11 protein-coding genes, 1 tRNA gene and 1 pseudogene are annotated in these 14,743 nt (G+C 54.1%); 4 read left to right on the forward strand and 9 right to left on the reverse strand.

Annotation, left to right across the window (positions count from 1 at the left end; genetic code table 11):
* Positions 1-27 precede the first annotated feature (27 nt).
* Positions 28-1,025 (reverse strand): annotated as a pseudogene (gene mgrA, locus DAI21_RS11590) (L-glyceraldehyde 3-phosphate reductase).
* A gap of 183 nt (positions 1,026-1,208) precedes the next feature.
* On the opposite strand from mgrA, the gene ipdC reads away from it, so the two are divergent.
* The gene (gene ipdC, locus DAI21_RS11595; RefSeq protein WP_107703164.1) at positions 1,209-2,867 is read left to right on the forward strand and encodes an indolepyruvate decarboxylase; all 1,659 of its coding nucleotides are present in this window, start codon (positions 1,209-1,211) and stop codon (positions 2,865-2,867) included.
* Here the strand turns inward: ipdC and DAI21_RS11600 are convergent, their stop codons facing one another.
* Positions 2,868-4,103: an ion channel protein gene (locus tag DAI21_RS11600; RefSeq protein WP_107703165.1), complete on the reverse strand. Its 1,236-nt coding sequence runs from the start codon at positions 4,101-4,103 to the stop codon at positions 2,868-2,870.
* A gap of 205 nt (positions 4,104-4,308) precedes the next feature.
* Here DAI21_RS11600 and glk point away from each other — a divergent pair, with 205 nt between their 5' ends.
* Positions 4,309-5,274 (forward strand): glucokinase, encoded by a 966-nt coding sequence (glk, locus tag DAI21_RS11605; protein ID WP_100779396.1) that lies wholly within the window; start codon positions 4,309-4,311, stop codon positions 5,272-5,274.
* Between the two features lie 36 nt (positions 5,275-5,310).
* On the opposite strand, the gene DAI21_RS11610 is transcribed toward glk, so the two are convergent.
* Together DAI21_RS11610 and DAI21_RS11615 are read right to left on the reverse strand one after the other, a co-directional pair.
* Positions 5,311-6,048 (reverse strand): LytTR family DNA-binding domain-containing protein, encoded by a 738-nt coding sequence (locus DAI21_RS11610; RefSeq protein ID WP_107703166.1) that lies wholly within the window; start codon positions 6,046-6,048, stop codon positions 5,311-5,313.
* 12 nt (positions 6,049-6,060) lie between these two features.
* Positions 6,061-7,758 carry a sensor histidine kinase gene (locus DAI21_RS11615; RefSeq protein WP_102104932.1) on the reverse strand — a complete coding sequence of 566 codons (1,698 nt, stop codon included), beginning with the start codon at positions 7,756-7,758 and terminating at the stop codon, positions 6,061-6,063.
* A gap of 386 nt (positions 7,759-8,144) precedes the next feature.
* Here DAI21_RS11615 and alaC point away from each other — a divergent pair, with 386 nt between their 5' ends.
* Positions 8,145-9,380 (forward strand): alanine transaminase, encoded by a 1,236-nt coding sequence (gene alaC / locus DAI21_RS11620; protein WP_100779399.1) that lies wholly within the window; start codon positions 8,145-8,147, stop codon positions 9,378-9,380.
* A gap of 63 nt (positions 9,381-9,443) precedes the next feature.
* Here the strand turns inward: alaC and ypdK are convergent, their stop codons facing one another.
* From ypdK to DAI21_RS11640, 4 genes are all read right to left on the reverse strand, one after another.
* On the reverse strand, positions 9,444-9,515 hold the full coding sequence (gene ypdK / locus DAI21_RS11625) for a membrane protein YpdK (protein ID WP_099458937.1): 72 nt from the start codon (positions 9,513-9,515) through the stop codon (positions 9,444-9,446).
* Between the two features lie 357 nt (positions 9,516-9,872).
* Complete coding sequence (lpxP, locus tag DAI21_RS11630; protein WP_107703167.1) at positions 9,873-10,832, reverse strand: kdo(2)-lipid IV(A) palmitoleoyltransferase; 960 nt, start codon at positions 10,830-10,832, stop codon at positions 9,873-9,875.
* A gap of 252 nt (positions 10,833-11,084) precedes the next feature.
* A tRNA-Arg gene (locus DAI21_RS11635) sits at positions 11,085-11,156 on the reverse strand.
* 75 nt (positions 11,157-11,231) lie between these two features.
* On the reverse strand, positions 11,232-12,173 hold the full coding sequence (locus tag DAI21_RS11640; protein ID WP_100779401.1) for a formate/nitrite transporter family protein: 942 nt from the start codon (positions 12,171-12,173) through the stop codon (positions 11,232-11,234).
* Between the two features lie 316 nt (positions 12,174-12,489).
* Here DAI21_RS11640 and mlaA point away from each other — a divergent pair, with 316 nt between their 5' ends.
* A complete protein-coding gene (gene mlaA, locus DAI21_RS11645; protein ID WP_100779402.1) occupies positions 12,490-13,242 on the forward strand; it encodes a phospholipid-binding lipoprotein MlaA in 753 nt (250 codons plus the stop codon).
* 46 nt (positions 13,243-13,288) lie between these two features.
* Here mlaA and fadL read toward each other — a convergent pair whose 3' ends face one another.
* Positions 13,289-14,635 (reverse strand): long-chain fatty acid transporter FadL, encoded by a 1,347-nt coding sequence (gene fadL, locus DAI21_RS11650; RefSeq protein WP_100779403.1) that lies wholly within the window; start codon positions 14,633-14,635, stop codon positions 13,289-13,291.
* Positions 14,636-14,743: the final 108 nt, after the last annotated feature.

Genomic DNA, 14,743 nt, shown 5'->3' on the forward strand with positions numbered 1-14,743 from the left:
GGGGAGCACTTTTTGCTAAAAACGGTTTTATTTTGACCGGCTCAGGATCACGTCAATCGTATTCAGCTCGTCAGCGGTAAAGTGGAGATTTTTCAGTGTGCCGACCGCATCTTCGATTTGCGCCGTTTTGCTGGCGCCAATCAGTACCGTGGTAACTGCGTCATGGCGTAGCACCCAGGCGAGCGCCATCTGCGAGAGTTTTTGGCCCCGGCTTTCGGCCAGCGCGTTCAACTCGCGAACCTGGCTGATTTTCTCTTCGGTGATCTGATCCGGGTTCAGGAACCGGCTGCCGCTGGCGGCGCGTGAATCCGCTGGAATCCCATTCAGATAACGGTCCGTCAGTTGCCCCCGGCCAGCGGAGAGAACGGAATACAGCCGACCCCTTTTTCCTGCAGTACGGACAGCAGCCCTTGTTCAGGCGCACGCTCAAACATCGAGTATTTAGGCTGGTGGATCAGGCACGGCGTGCCGAGATCGTCCAGGATCTCAATCGCCTGTCGCGCCAGTTCTGCCGGATAATTTGACAAGCCGACGTACAGCGCTTTTCCCTGTCGCACGACGTGGTCGAGGGCTTTCATCGTCTCTCGCAGCGGTGTTTCCGGGTCCGGACGGTGGTGATAGAAAATATCCACGTATTCCAGCCCCATACGTTTCAGGCTCTGATCGAGGCTGGCAATCAGGTATTTACGCGAGCCCCAGTCACCGTAGGGACCATCCCACATGGTGTATCCCGCTTTCGTCGAGATAATTAATTCGTCGCGGTAAGGCTGAAAATCCTCCCGAAAAATGCGACCAAAGTTTGATTCTGCGGAGCCGGGAGGTGGGCCATAGTTATTAGCCAGATCGAAGTGGGTGATGCCAAGCTCAAAGGCCCGCTGTAAAAGTTGACGACTGGTGTCAATTAAGGTGGTATCGCCAAAGTTATGCCATAAGCCGAGTGAAATGGCGGGCAGCTTCAGACCGCTCTGGCCGCAACGACGATACTGCATTGACTGATAACGCATTTTATCCGCATCAAAAACCATGCTCAGACCCTCTTACCGGAAATAATCCATCAGTGTATACGTTTACACTCACGCGCAGTAAATCAGATTACACCGCCATTTTCCGTAAAACATTCTTTCCAGTGCCTTCTTACTGCCATTCCTGGACAGTCATCACGCTTCTTTAATACTCAAAGTGAGGTCAACGTCAGAAGGACACCTGTTATGCGAACCCCCTATTGCGTCGCCGATTACCTGCTGGAACGACTAAAACACTGCGGCGCTGAACATCTGTTCGGCGTGCCAGGCGACTACAATTTGCAGTTTCTCGACCATGTTATCGACAGCCCCGACATCCGCTGGGTGGGCTGTGCCAACGAATTAAACGCCGCCTATGCCGCCGATGGCTATGCTCGCTGTAAGGGCTTTTCCGCATTGCTCACCACCTTTGGCGTGGGGGAGTTAAGCGCCATGAATGGCGTTGCCGGCAGCTTTGCGGAGTATGTGCCGGTACTGCATATCGTGGGCGCGCCGGGGAGTGCCGCCCAGCAAAAAGGCGAACTGCTCCACCACACGCTGGGCGACGGAGAGTTCCGTCATTTCTATCGGATGAGTGAGCCGGTGACTGTGGCGCAGGCCATTCTCACGGAGCAAAACGCCTGCTATGAAATCGATCGCGTATTATCGATCATGCTGCGGGAGCGTCGTCCGGGGTACCTGATGTTGCCTGCTGACGTGGCAAAAAAACCGGCCACACCGCCTGTAAACGCTCTCACTGAGCGCACCTCTCACCCCGACAGCGCCTGTCTTAAAGCCTTCCGCGATGCAGCGGAAGCACGCATCGCTGGCAGCAAACGTACCGCATTGTTAGCCGATTTCCTGGTACTGCGTTACGGCCTGAAAGCGCCGCTGCAGAAATGGGTGAATGACACCCCGATGGCCCACGCCACCATGCTGATGGGCAAAGGGATCTTTGACGAACGTCAGCCCGGTTTTTACGGCACCTACAGCGGCTCGGCGAGCGCGGAGGGGGTGAGAGAGGCGATTGAAGAGGCCGAGACTGTCATCTGCGTCGGCACGCGTTTCACCGATACGCTGACAGCCGGATTTACCCACAATCTTCCTGCGGCCCGCACTATCGAAGTTCAGCCGCACGCCGCCCGCGTGGGCGAGAGATGGTTCACCGGGATTCCGATGAGCAAAGCGGTCGAGATCTTATCCGCGCTGTGTAAACAGCACGTCAAAGATCACGCCGCGCCGTCTCGCCAGGCGCCGCTCGAACATCACTATCATGAGGGCACGCTCACGCAGGATAATTTCTGGCACACGCTGCAAACCTTCATTCGCCCCGGCGACATTATTCTCGCCGACCAGGGCACCTCCGCGTTTGGTGCGGCTGCGCTGCGCCTGCCTACAGATGTAAACTTTATCGTTCAGCCGCTGTGGGGGTCGATTGGTTACACGTTGGCGGCTGCTTTCGGCGCGCAAACGGCGTGTCCGGACCGGCGGGTGATCGTCCTGACCGGCGACGGCGCGGCGCAGCTGACCATTCAGGAGATGGGTTCGATGCTGCGCGATAATCAGCATCCAGTAATTCTGGTGCTCAATAACGAAGGCTACACCGTTGAGCGGGCGATCCACGGGCCGAAACAGCCCTATAACGATATCGCGCTGTGGAACTGGACGCAGCTCCCGCAAGCCCTGAGCCAGAATGGTCAGGCTGAGTGCTGGCGGGTGAGCGAAACGGTCCAGCTGGCGGAGATCCTTGAGAAGGTCGCGCATAGCGAAAAATTGTCGCTGATCGAAGTGATGCTGCCCAAAGAGGATATCCCTCCGCTGTTGAGCGCCATCACTCAGGCACTGGAGGCGCGAAATAACGCCTGACTATTTCTTGGGCCGCCAGGCCATCAGCATCGGTTTGCCCGCCAGCAGGAGCCAGGCGGGCAACATCACAATGCAAAGCAACGGCAGCAGATTGGTATCCGGCACCACGACCACCGCCATAAACAGGCTTAGCCACGCATCGCGCGTGACGACCAGTACAAACCCCAGAATCGAGCAGGAAACGGTAATTGCCGCCGGAACCGCATCGACGTGCTCATGCAGCATCAGCCCCAATGCCACGGCGATAAACACCGCCGGGAAAATTCTCCCGCCGCGAAAGCCGCACGCGGCGGCCACGACCACCGCAGCCAGCTTCACTACGGCAAACAGGAAATAGTCTGACACGCTAAACACCTGGCTGAACGCCATCTGCTGCATCTCGTCCAGCCCCTTAAACAGGGTAATAGGCCCGCCAATTGCCCCCAGAATGCCCAGCAAAAAACCGCCCACGCCCAGAATCAGCACCGGGTGTTTCAGCTTGTGCACCAGCAGGTGCAGACGCGGCAGGCACCAGACGGCGACCATACCCAGCGCGATGGCGATGGCGGCAACAATCGCGCCGCTGAAAATATCGGCCAGCTGCATGTGTCCGTAGTGGGGGATGGGTAGCGAAAAGTGAGGCTGGAAGAACAGGCTGGTGGTCAGTGCCCCGGCGGCGGCGGCCATCAGTGGAGCGAAAAGGCGATCCCACAGCGGCACGTCGTTATCAGAACTCAGGGTTTGAGAAAAAATCAGCGCGGCGGCGACGGGGGTGCCAAACAATGCACCAATGGTTCCCGCTGACGCCATTATGGTCCAGTCCAGCGCGCCGACGCGCGGCAGGATGCGTGCGCCGAGGTACACCGCAAGGGCGATATTCACCGCCATAATGGGATGTTCCGGCCCGAGGCTCACGCCGCCCGCTAGGCCAATCACCAGCGCAAGAATCAGGCCCGGCAGCGCCATCGGATTGACCGGTGCACCAATCAGCGGCTCCAGCGCCGGATCGGGACCGGCATGTCCTGGACTAAAGCGAATCACCAGACCGACTGCCAGCCCAGTCAGGGTTAACATCAGGATGATCCACGCCGGAGAACTCACATCAACACCCAGCTGCCCCGGAAGCGTAGACCACAATAACGTCTGCAGCACCGAGGCGATTTTCATCACCACGATTAACACCAGACTCGACGCAATACCAATAATCAGCGCAGGTATTGCTAACAGCAGCATGGTTCTGGCGCGCGGATGGAGCATGATGATTTCCTTGTACAAAAATAATTAGCATGACTTTGCACAATCAGGTTGACGGCAATAGTGCAAAAGGTGCTGAAACGGTAAAGTTATTCTGTGACGAAGATCGATAATCCTGGGCCACTCGCCTTCAGGCCGTTGTTGTTATCACGCCTTGAACTTACAGTGTTCCAAAGATTTATTCTGACTTTAGCGGAGCAGTAGAAGAATGACAAAATATGCTTTAGTAGGCGATGTGGGCGGCACCAATGCCCGGCTGGCGCTATGCGATATTAATACCGGTGAAATCTCTCAGGCAAAGGCCTATTCAGGGCTGGATTATCCAAGCCTCGAAGCGGTAGTTCGCGTCTATCTGGATGAGCGTCAGGTCAGCGTCGAGGATGGCTGTATCGCCATTGCCTGCCCGATTACCGGTGACTGGGTGGCGATGACCAACCACACCTGGGCCTTTTCCATTGCCGAGATGAAAAAGAATCTCGGTTTCGCTCATCTGGAAATTATTAACGATTTTACGGCCGTTTCCATGGCGATCCCGATGCTCAAGCCTGAACATCTGATTCAGTTCGGCGGGGCCGAGCCGGTCGAAGGTAAGCCGATTGCCGTTTACGGTGCGGGTACCGGGCTGGGCGTTTCGCACCTGGTTCACGTCGATAAACGCTGGGTGAGCCTGCCGGGCGAGGGCGGTCACGTTGACTTTGCGCCAAACAGCGAAGAAGAGGGCATTATTCTGCAGGAGCTGCGCGCCGAGCTGGGGCACGTCTCCGCCGAACGTGTGCTCTCCGGTCCTGGGCTGGTTTATCTTTATCGTGCGATTGTGAAATCCGATGGGCGTTTGCCTGAAAACCTGCAGCCGAAAGATGTCACCGAGCGCGCGCTGGCCGATAGCTGCACCGACTGTCGTCGTGCGCTGTCGCTGTTCTGCGTGATCATGGGGCGCTTTGGCGGCAACCTGGCGCTGAATCTCGGCACCTTTGGCGGTGTCTATATCGCCGGTGGAATAGTGCCGCGCTTCCTCGAGTTCTTTAAAGCGTCTGGTTTCCGCGGCGGTTTTGAAGACAAAGGGCGTTTCAAGTCTTACGTGCAGGATATCCCCGTTTTCCTGATCGTGCATGACAACCCAGGCCTGCTGGGTTCCGGCGCGCATCTGCGTCAAACGCTGGGGCAGTATCTCTGATTACCTCTCGCCGCCCTCTTCTTTCTGGAGAGGGCGTCAAAAATGCATTAATTGCCTGAACTCTTTCACCTTGCTGCGACTCACCGGCACCTGAAAATCCAGATCCTTCAGCCGTAAAATATAGGTATTGTTAAACCAGGGTTCGATTTCGCGGATCTTATTGAGATTGACGCAGAACGAACGGTGGCAGCGGAAAAAGTGCGAGGCGGGGAGTTTGGCGCAAAACTCGGTGATATTCATCGGCATGACAAATGAATCCCGGCGGGTATAAACGAACGTCATCTTTTCATGCGCTTCCGCGTAATAAATATCATCCATCGGCGTGACGATAATCCGCTCATCCTTGATCAGATTCAGGGTGTCATTTTCGCGCGTGGCGGCGGGCGTAGGGCTGACAGCCGGGCTGTTTTGCTGCTGCCAGGCCAGCTCCAGTTTTTGCAGCATGCTGACAATGCGCGACTCCTGATAGGGTTTCAGAATGTAGTCGAACGCTTCCAGCTCAAAGGCCTCAACGGCATGCTCTTTCCACGCGGTGACAAACACAATAAACGGCTTGTGGGCGAACTGATTGATATTTTGCGCCAGCAGCACGCCGTCCAGCGACGGGATATTGATGTCCAGAAAAATGGCGTCAACGCGGTTATGCTGCAAAAACTTCAGCACGTCCAGGCCATCCTCAAAGGTGCCCACGATCTCCATCTGGCTGTGTTCTTTGATCAGCCAGCTTAATTCCTGTTGGGCGAGGATCTCATCTTCCACAATGATGACTTTCATCGGTCACTCCGTTTAAGGCAACAACAGCGTCTGGGTATGAACGGGAAGCCGTTCATTAGGGACGTAAAAAGCGATTTCCGTGCCAGGCTCCAGGCGACGGATATGCAGCCCTTCGCCGTACAGTAATTTTACGCGGTGATGCACATTCAGCAGACCAATTTTATTGCCTGGCATTTCGTTCGATTCCACGCGTGCAATCACGTTGGGATCGATGCCGTGACCGGTGTCCCGCACCGCCACCCGCACGCGATTCCCGCACTCTTCCACACTAATGGTCACCACACCTTTGCCTTTACACGGCTGGATACCGTGAACTATGGCGTTCTCCACCAGCGGCTGGATCAGCAGGCTTGGGATCACGCAGTGCACCTCTTCATCGATATCGTAAATAACCGTGAGCTTATCGCCAAAGCGCGCCTGCTCAATCGCGATGTAATCTTTAATCTGGTACAGCTCTTTTTTGATGTCGATCTGCTCATCGTCTTTCAGCTCGATGTTGTAGCGCAGATAGCGCGACAAATTGAAAATCAACTGACGGGCGGTGTCCGGATTCATGCGAATCGACGAAGAGATGGCGTTCAGGGCGTTAAACAGAAAATGGGGATTGATCTTACTTTGCAGCGCGCGCAGTTCTGCCTTATTTGCCATTTCCCGCAGCTGCTCAGCGCGCGACACCTCCAGTTGAGTGGAGATAATCTGCGACAGGCCAATCGCCATCTCCTGTAAGGAAGAGGTGATCTGGTGCGCGTGGCAGTAATAAATTTTCAGCGTGCCGGTCACCACGCCTTTCTCCCACAGTGGAATGACCAGCATGGAGTGAATTTCAGGTGTTCGATGTGCCTCATCATTGTTTTTAATAATGATTTTACCGTTATTGAGCGCCTGGCGCGTGGTCGGGCTGATGGTATCGTCATTATCGCGGTAGTTATCTTCCCCCACGCCGACATAGGCCAGAACGTGATCGATATTGGTGATGGCGACCGCATCAGCGTGGATATCGCGGCGAATAATATCGCAGACCTGACGCAGCGACTCCGCGTTGACATGGCGGAACAGCGGCAGCGTTTTATTGGCAATATCGAGCGCCAGCTTTGCCTGACGTGCGGCGCTGGCCTCTTTTTCCCCCTCGACGCTCTGCACCAGCAATACGATAAAGCCAATGCAGACGCTGCCAAGAATCATCGGAATGCCGATTTTGGAGACGATATCCAGCCCCAGCTCAACCGTGGGCGCCCAGGCCACCACGAGGATCATAGTGAGGGTTTCGCACAGCATCCCGGCGGCGATCCCCGCTCGCCAGTGCTGTTTTTTCGGGATTTTACGGTTGATCCAGCCGGACAAAGCACCTGCGATAATGCTGGTGATAAAGCAGGGGATCGCCGTGACGCCGCCGATATCAATCAGATAGCGGTGCGTACCGGCAATAATGCCGGTGATAATTCCCACCCACGGGCCAAACAGAATGCCGCCCGACATGACGGCGATAATGCGCACGTTAACCAGCGAACCTTCCACCCGTACGCCGGACCAGGTGCTGAACAGGGCAAACAAAGAGAAGATCGCCGTGACGGCCAGCAGCTCTTTCGGTGAGTGGGCGGATTTGTGCAGAAGCTCGCGAAAGAGCCGGATGCGGATCAGGAAGAAGAGACAAATCAGCATTAATGCCGCGCGATCGAAGACCGCCAGCAGCATATTGAATATTTCGTGCACGAGTGAACCTGGGAAAACGGGAAAAATCTATGATAGGAAACCTTGCGCACAATGACCAGACATCCCTCTGATTTCTCAAATGAGGAAAAGCCCTCCATTTCAAAGGGGATTGCACTTTTTTGCCTGGATACGTCGCGGGTTAGCCATCAGCGGCAGGCTGTTTGTAACTCCATTGATATCATTGAGTTAAAAAATGGTATCGCCAACACGGTTTTGTTGAATCGACTTCCGCTTTTAGCCGAAACACCCTTCCTGTTTTAAGGGACTCATTATTTTTTCACTCCCCTCTCGACAGCCGGATTTGAATCAGGCTATTTTCTAAGCACGCCACATTCGTGGCAGCGTCGCTCGGACGGTCCGGGCGCTAACGTGAATCTGAGGAATCTATGGCTGAATTCAGTCCTGAACGCCGTTTTACGCGTATCGATCGTCTCCCCCCTTATGTTTTTAATATCACTGCTGAACTGAAAATGGCTGCGCGTCGGCGCGGCGAAGACATTATCGATTTCAGCATGGGTAATCCTGACGGGCCAACGCCGCCGCACATCGTTGAAAAACTGTGCACCGTGGCGCAGCGCCCGGATACACACGGCTATTCCACCTCTCGCGGGATTCCGCGTTTGCGTCGGGCAATCTCCCGCTGGTATCAGGATCGCTATCATGTGGATATCGATCCTGAAAGCGAAGCCATCGTTACCATTGGTTCGAAAGAGGGGCTGGCGCACCTGATGCTGGCGACGCTCGATCACGGTGATACGGTGCTGGTGCCCAATCCGAGCTATCCAATCCACATCTATGGTGCGGTGATCGCCGGGGCGCAGGTTCGCTCCGTGCCGCTGGTGGAGGGCGTCGACTTTTTCAACGAACTGGAACGCGCGATTCGTGAGAGCTACCCGAAACCGAAAATGATGATCCTTGGATTCCCGTCGAACCCAACGGCGCAGTGCGTCGAGCTGGAGTTCTTCGAGAAAGTGGTCGCGCTGGCGAAGCGCTATGATGTGCTGGTGGTGCACGATCTGGCGTACGCTGATATCGTTTTTGACGGCTGGAAAGCGCCTTCCATAATGCAGGTGCCAGGTGCGCGCGACGTGGCCGTGGAGTTCTTCACCCTGTCAAAAAGCTACAACATGGCAGGTTGGCGTATCGGCTTTATGGTCGGCAATAAAACGCTGGTCAACGCGCTGGCGCGAATCAAGAGCTATCACGACTACGGCACCTTTACGCCGTTGCAGGTCGCGGCGATTGCTGCCCTGGAAGGCGATCAGCAGTGCGTGCATGACATCGCCGCACAGTACAAACGCCGCCGCGATGTGCTGGTGAAAGGCCTGCACGAAGCGGGCTGGATGGTCGAGGTGCCGAAAGCCTCTATGTACGTCTGGGCCAAAATCCCCGAGCACTATGCAGCAATGGGGTCGCTGGAGTTTGCGAAAAAGATGCTGCAGGATGCCAAAGTCTGCGTCTCGCCGGGCATTGGTTTCGGTGACTATGGCGATACCCATGTTCGCTTCGCTCTTATCGAAAACAGCGACCGTATTCGTCAGGCGGTGAGAGGCATTAAAAGCATGTTCCGCGCCGACGGGTTATTGCCGGTGGAAAAGAAGAGTTCGACTGAATCTGACTAGGCGGATTTTGCATAAAAAAACAGGAGCCAATGGCTCCTGTTTTTTTAACTGTATTTTCTTCGCTCAGATCATCAGGGCAAAGGTTCCGGCCCACACTAAAACAATCACCGAAATGCCCATAAAGAAATATTTCACGTTCATCGCTCCGCGCATCAATAGATACGCCATAAAAAAACAGAGTCCAACTGAGTATAGAGAGCTGAAATCAGACCAGACCGGAAATAAGAATTATCCCGCTACGTCGATGACATCAGCCCAGAATTCTGTGCGTTCCTATTGCCAGACGGCGCTAATGTACGCCTAAATATGGGGGGTGACAAGAGGCATTTTTTTGTATCATTTCCGTAACTTACGAGTGTCGTGGAACGGCGACAGTATAATTTCGCAGCGTAATAAAACAGGTTGAGCGAAGGCGAGAATGGAAAGTAACGGCAGGTGATTACAGGTGACTGAAAAGGTTAGTTTCTTAGGGAAACTAACCTGATAAAGAGACTAGATATAGAGCGAGGTTTCGCCGACAGGGCGGGTCTTAAACCGGCGATGCACCCACAGATACTGCTCCGGCGCGCGCATGATTTCGCTTTCGATCACTTTATTAATGTACGTCGCGGCTTCGCGCTCATCCTGTGGGTAATTATGCAGCTCAGGTGAGATAAAAAGACGATAGCCAGACTTATCGGCTTTTCTGACCATGGTCACCGTCAGCATCGGCGCACCAGAAAGACGCGAGATAACGAATGTCCCGTTCGTGGTGGCGACATCTTTCACCGCGAAGAACGGGGCGAAACTGCTGCCTTTACGCCCATAATCCTGATCGGGCGCGAACCATACCGGTTCCCCTTTCTTCAGGGCATTCACCAGCCCACGCAGGTTGTTGCGGCTGATCATCGCTTTGTTCGAGCGCATACGGCCGCGCGTCTGTACCCATTCCATCAGTAAATTGTTATGCGGGCGATAGGTCGCCATCATGGGCTGGCAAAGACCCATCACGCGGCCCCCCAGTTCAAGCGACATAAAATGTACGCCGATCACCATGACGCCACGATTTTGTGCCTGAACCTGTTTCAGGTTTTCCAGCCCTTCAACGTCGAACCATTTACGCACGCGCTCGTCCGGCCAGAACCAGGCCATACCGGTCTCCAGCAGCGCCATTCCGATGGATTTGAAGTTTTCGGCGATCAGCTTCTCGCGCTGTTCGACACTGTAATCAGGAAAACAAAGCTCAAGGTTTCTGCGGGCAATAGACTCCCGACGCTTCAGAAAAACACGGGAAGCGCTGCCTAAACTTGAGCCAAGAATTTGTATAGCGGGGTAGGGCAATTGAACGAGCACCCAAAGCAGGCCAAGGCCAAACCATGTGAGCCAGTAACGTGGGTGTAAAAATGCACTTTCGAATTTGCATTGAGACAAAGTAGTGAACCTATGTGAAGCCAGAGAAGGTAGCGCAAACATTGCGTTACAACGTGCTGATTTAGACCGTAGTTTTGGATTATCGTTGCAGGCCTTACCCAACTTTACGGCGCTGCCAGACCACTTCCGGTACAAGGCGGGCTGCGTAGATTAGCACCCTTATACGCGCTTTTCTATGACTTGTTTTTACTGGAAAAAGGCCGAATCAGGAATCGTTTCAGTTAAGTGTATCTCATGGGGGAAAAGCCGTGGCGGTGGATATTTCATGGGCGTGCATTGATCTGGGCAGGAAAGTGTCCCCTGCAGGAATCGAACCTGCAACTAGCCCTTAGGAGGGGCTCGTTATATCCATTTAACTAAGGGGACGAAGCGGCACGAGTATAGCCTCATTTACACAGGGCGTTAAGCTCGATACCGCCTGACTGCTTAAAGTGTCGCCATTTAGTCGATTTTTTTTGGATTCTCGTCCTTGTTTTGTCGGGCTTTTTCCTTTTCCTTCAGCTCGGCCTTACGCTTGTTGGACATGTCGTTGCGGATTTGCGCATGGCTCAACAGGGCGAAAATAAAGGTCCCGCCGCAGATATTTCCTGCCAGTGTCGGCAGCGCGAACGGCCAGAAGAAATCACTCCAGTGCTGGGTGCCGTTAAACACCAGATACAGCACCTCCACCGTACCAACGACAATGTGGGTGGTGTCGCCCAGCGCGATAAGCCATGTCATCAAGATAATTACCACGATTTTGGCCGCACCCGCAGAGGGGAACATCCAGACCATAGTGGCAATGATCCAGCCTGAGATAATGGCGTTAGCGAACATCTCAGCCGGGGTATTTTTCATCACGTCCATACCGATTTTAATGAATGCGTCCCGGGTGGGTTCATCAAATATCGGCATATATTCGAACGCCCAGGCTGCCACGCCGGTACCGATAATATTCCCCAGCAGGACCACGCCCCACAGGCGCATCAGAAGGCCAAAATTTCCCCACGTCGGTTTTTGCATCACCGGCAGCACCGCCGTCACGGTGTTTTCCGTGAACAGCTGCTGACGCGCCATAATGACGATGACAAAACCAAAGGTGTAACCAAGGTTTTCAAGCAGGAATCCACCCGGAACCCCCTCCAGCTGCACGTGAAAGATCCCCTTTGCCAGCAGGGAGGCACCCATCGATAATCCGGCGGCGATCGCTGACCAGAACAGTGCCATCGCATCGCGCTCAAGCTCTTTTTCACCGTCCTGACGGATATGCTCGTGGATAGCCATGGCCCGTGAGGGGAGATGGTCTTCATCGACTTCGATTTTGCCACCCCGCTGTTTTTCTTCACTTTCCACTTCCAGCTCATCAGTATGTTTATCAATTTTTTCTGCGTTTAGTTCATCCATCTGGGGTGTCTCGCTTCGTTGTCATTACCATAATCGTAGCGGTTTTCCGGATAATGCCCGTGGGGAAGCTCTTATTTTTCCGGCAATGGCAATAAAGGCGATACATCACCTTCTGACACAGGATAAAATTGCCGACGAAAAGAAATGATAAAGCAGGCTATGCTGAGATCAGAGTGATGGCAGATGATTGCCTGTCACTGTGTGCGTGGACATCCCGAAACGTGCTGTTACAATCACTTGCACGACTATTCATAGAGCGCCAGGCGCTCTGTCGCGGATGGCAGTCAACGATAGCCATACTAACAGGGAGAAATATATGAAATTTCGGCTGTCGGCGCTTGCGCTGGGCACGACGTTGCTCGTGGGCTGTGCCAGCTCTGGAGAGCAAACGGGGCGCTCCGATCCTTTAGAAGGATTCAACCGATCCATGTATAGCTTTAACTACAACGTGCTGGACCCGTATTTGGTCCGCCCGGTTGCTGTGGCATGGCGTGATTACGTTCCGCAACCTGCTCGTAATGGTTTGAGCAATTTCACCAGTAACCTGGAAGAACCCGCTGTGATGGTGAACTTCTTCCTGCAGGGCGACCCGTATCAGGGGATGGTGCACTTCACTCGTTTCTTCCTGAACAGCTTGTTAGGGATGGGTGGCTTTATTGATGTGGCGGGAATGGCCAATCCGAAGCTGCAGCGTGAACAGCCGCACCGTTTTGGTAGCACGCTGGGCAGTTATGGCGTGGGCTATGGTCCGTATATGCATCTGCCATTCTACGGCAGCTTTACCGTTCGTGACGACGGTGGCGATATGGTCGATACCCTCTATCCGGTGCTCTCTTGGCTGACCTGGCCGCTGTCCATTGGTAAATGGACCGTGGAAGGGATTGAGACACGCGCTCAGTTGCTGGATTCCGACGGCCTGCTCCGACAGTCTTCCGACCCGTACATTATGGTGCGTGAAGCCTACTTCCAGAATCACGACTTTATTGCCAACGGCGGTAAGCTGAAACCGGAAGACAATCCAAATGCCAAAGCTATCGAGAATGAACTTTCAGAGATAGATAAAGAATAAATTAAAAAAGGTGAGCAAATGCTCACCTTTTTTAATGCTGACGCGATTAGAACGCGTAGTTAAAGTTGGTACCGAACAGCCAGGCTTTACCTTCAGATTTAAAGGTGTACGCAGCAGGGCCTTCACCCTCGGTGAAGCTGACGTTCTGACCGTGCATATAAGAAGCACCCACATCGATAGACGCATCGTCGTTAAACGCATAAGTCATACCGGCGCTCAGCCACAGACGGTCCTGATCCGGGATAGAAATGGAGCGTTTGTCCGCAGGAACCGGGCTGTCATCGAACGCGATACCGGTACGGAAGGTCCAGTTCTTATCGTAGTAGTAGGTCGTACCCAGCGCGATACGATAAGCATCTTTGAAGCTTTCATCTTTATAGAACAGCGTCTGACCGTCGTTGCCGGTGGCTTTCAGTTCCTGGAACTGACTCCAGCTGGTGTAGGTCAGGCTGTAGTGGACAGCCCACTGCGGTGCCACGCGGTTATAACCAGACACTTCCCACATTTCTGGCAGGTTCAGCGTCAGCGCGCCACTCTGGGTTCTGCCGCCGGTGCCCGCTGGCAGACCGGTCAGGCCCATGCTGGCGAAGATGTTGCTCAGGTTCGGGTCAATGGAGCTTTTATAGTCGCCGTCGAAGTCGATTTTCACTTCAGAACGGTAGGTCAGACCCCAACGGTTGTTTTTATCCAGTTCATAAAGGATACCGGCGTTCCAGCCGAAGCCCCACTCGTCACCCTTAAGATATGCAATCTGGTCGTCAGGGGAGTTAATACCGTCCAGCATGGATGGAGGCACCATCCCCTGCAGCTGGCCTGCCAGCAGTGGACCGAGTGAACCCGCATAGCGCTCGATTTTGGCTTTCGCGTAAACCGCATCAAAGCCCACACCGAAGCTCCAGTTGCTGTCCAGACGATAGGCGCCGCTCAGGTTGAGGTTGATGGTCTGCAGGTCAGTCTTACCGCCATAAATGCCGGCCGCGTAGCTGTCGTTAAACTCTGTTGCCAGACCATAGTTGGATGTGACGGATGCGCCCCAGCCAAATTGATCGTTGATTGGCATAACAAAGTGCATGTTAGGTACCCACGCCACGGGCGCGATATTGTCCTGGTTAGCACTCTGTCCGGTTAAATTGGATTTCCCGGTAACGTTCACATCGGGATCGATATAAACGGCACCCATTGAGAAGGTCGGGCGATCAAACATAGTGATCAGCGCCGGGTTACGGCTCACGTTGCCTGCGTCATCGGCAATCGCACCTTCCCCAGAATATGCACGGCCAAGGCCAGAGGAAGAAAATTCGTTAAGCTGGAAGCCCGCTGACCAGGCGGAGGTTGATACGATTGCCACTGCGACTGCCAGCGCAGTCTTTTTGAACAGGGTTTTCTGGCTCATGACCATAACCTCATTGAGTTATTTTTATGCAATATATGTTACATAGAGTAACAGGAGCGCGAAGTGTAGGGTCTGCGGTAACACTTAGAAATCAGACCAGTGGCGAGA

The organism is Lelliottia sp. WB101, from assembly GCF_003051885.1.
GTDB classification, from domain to species: Bacteria; Pseudomonadota; Gammaproteobacteria; order Enterobacterales; family Enterobacteriaceae; genus Enterobacter; species Enterobacter nimipressuralis.